Here is a 2267-nt window from a genome sequence, read left to right as displayed (position 1 = left end):
CTGCTCATGTCCGCCGACCTCGACCTCGCCTACCAGGGTATCCTCGACGCCATTTCCGCCGGCTCGCTCACCGAAGAGCGCATCGACGAGAGCGTCCGCCGCATCCTCACCGCTAAGAAGCAAGCGGGACTGATCGGCTAGCCCGACCGAATGCGGCGTCTCAGCACCGAGCGCGAACGCCGCCTATCCGGCGAGACCGCGCAGCAGCGCTATCTCGGCAGCATATCCGGGAAGCTCGTTGGGCGTCTCCAAGATGAACGGCAGCGTGCAGAGGGCAGGATGCCGAACGATCCGCTCGAAGACGCCTAAGCTCCCACCGAGTTCCTTCGAGCCCAGGTAGCCCTCGCCGATCCGCGCGTGCCGGTCCTTGCGCGCACCACGCGGATTCTTCGAATCGTTGAGGTGCACAGCACGCAGGCGCTCGAGCCCCACGATGCGGTCGAATTCCCCGAGCACCCCGTCGAGGTCGCCCGCGATGTCGTAACCCGCATCGTGGACATGGCAGGTGTCGAGACAGACGCCGAGACATTCCGCAAGCTCGGGCCGGGCGCTGCACACGCGATCGATGATCGCTGCGAGCTCTTCGAAGCGCCCTCCGACCTCGGTACCCTTGCCCGCCATGGTCTCGAGCAAGACACAGGTGCGCTGGCCTTCGAACATCACCCGGCACAGCACCTCGGCGATGAGCTCGATGCCCGCCTCAATGCCCTGCCCCACATGCGCACCGGGATGGAAGTTGTAGAACATCCCGGGCAGCAACTCCATGCGCTCCAGGTCCTCGCGCATGGCCTCGAGCGCGAACGAGCGCGCCCGGTCCTTCGCCGAGCAGGGGTTGTACGTATAGGGCGCATGCGCCACGAGCGGCGCAAAACCGCAGGTCTCCATAGTTGCGCGCAAGAGACCGACATCCTCGGCGTCGATGGCGCGCGCCGATCCGCCGCGCGGGTTGCGCGTGAAGAACGCGAACGTGTCCGCACCGATGGAGCGCGCCGTCTCGCCCATGGCGGCATAGCCTTGGGCAATGGAAAGATGGCATCCAATGTGCAGCATGCGGTCGCGCCCTTCAACAAGGTCGACAGATAAGAATCCAGCCTGCGCGACTTCCCTCGTGCAAAAGAAGCCGGGCAGGCTGGATTGTATCAGGTTGCGGCGGGCGCGCTACTCGGCGACCTCGTCGAAAAGCTCGCACTGGCGCTCGAGTTCGCGCACCGCCTCGGAAGCGAGGAAGGCGACAACCGCGCCCACGACCACCGCCGCCACAAGCACCGTCTGATCCATGATGCTCCTTTCACGTCCTCATCGTCTGCCTTCACTGTACGAGCGCGCGATGAGGGAAGCGCAAAGCTCGTGTAAGCGAACGGCAAAGGCGCAACATGTCCCGACAAGACCGTACAATGGGTACGGCAGCAGCTCTCGAAAGGAACCTGCGTGAAAGTCACCATCTACACCGACGGCGCGGCGCGCGGCAACCCTGGCAACGGCGGATACGGCGCCGTGCTCAACTACACCAATGCTCACGGCGAGACGTTCACCCGCGAGCTTTCCGCCGGATACGCCCACACCACGAACAACCGCATGGAGCTCATGGCGGTCATCGCCGCGCTCGAGGCGCTCAACCGCCCCTGCACGATCGACGTCCATTCGGATTCCCAGTACGTGGTGAAGGCATTCAACGACCACTGGATCGAAGGCTGGCAGCGGCGCGGATGGAAGACGGCGGCAAAGAAGCCCGTGAAGAACGTGGACCTCTGGCAGCGCCTGCTCCAGGCGATGGCTCCGCACGACGTCACCTTCATCTGGGTCCGCGGGCATGCGGGCAACGCGCTCAACGAACGCTGTGACAAGCTCGCAACGACGGCAGCAGATTCGGGTAGACTGCTTGAAGACACCGGGTTCACGGACGCCGACGTGGACTAGCACCGCACCGACGCCCGAGCGAGGGGAGACTTCCATGCTACGCATCGCAACTATCGGCACGAGCCCTATCACGAGCGATTTCATCGAGGAGGTCAGTGCGCGCGGGGACGCCGTCTTCGTGGGCACACTCTCGCGCGACGCGGGACGCGCGCAGGCGTTCACATCCGAGCGCGGCGGCACGCACCCGTTCACCGAGCTTGAAGACCTCGCCGCGTCGAGCGAGGTCGATGCCGTCTACATCGGCAGCCCAAATGCGCTCCACGCCGAGCAGGCGCTCGTGTGCATCGCCGGCGGCAAGCACGTGCTCGTCGAGAAATCGTTCGCCGCGAACGAAGCCGAGGCACGGCGGG

Annotated in this window: 3 protein-coding genes; 2 read left to right on the top strand and 1 reads right to left on the bottom strand. The window is 65.1% G+C overall.

Features of this window, described 5'->3' with window-relative positions:
- Positions 1–183: 183 nt before the first annotated feature.
- A complete protein-coding gene (locus QZ079_RS09165) occupies positions 184–1050 on the bottom strand; it encodes a deoxyribonuclease IV (RefSeq protein ID WP_297037542.1) in 867 nt (288 codons plus the stop codon).
- Positions 1051–1428: 378 nt separating this feature from the next.
- On the opposite strand from QZ079_RS09165, the gene rnhA reads away from it, so the two are divergent.
- Both rnhA and QZ079_RS09155 read left to right on the top strand, forming a co-directional pair.
- Positions 1429–1917: a ribonuclease HI gene (gene rnhA / locus QZ079_RS09160; protein WP_297037541.1), complete on the top strand. Its 489-nt coding sequence runs from the start codon at positions 1429–1431 to the stop codon at positions 1915–1917.
- Between the two features lie 34 nt (positions 1918–1951).
- On the top strand, positions 1952–2267 hold a 316-nt coding region (locus QZ079_RS09155), incomplete at its 3' end, for a Gfo/Idh/MocA family protein (RefSeq protein WP_297037540.1).

This window comes from uncultured Enorma sp. (assembly GCA_905210055.1).
GTDB lineage: Bacteria > Actinomycetota > Coriobacteriia > Coriobacteriales > Coriobacteriaceae > Enorma.
The sequence above is the reverse complement of the archived record's forward strand: the minus strand, read 5'-3'. Positions and strand labels throughout refer to the sequence as shown.

Coding starts and splice junctions, on each gene's coding strand:
- QZ079_RS09165 (WP_297037542.1), bottom strand. CDS start 1,050: ATGCTGCACATTGGATGCCATCTTTCCATTGCCCAAGGCTATGCCGCC.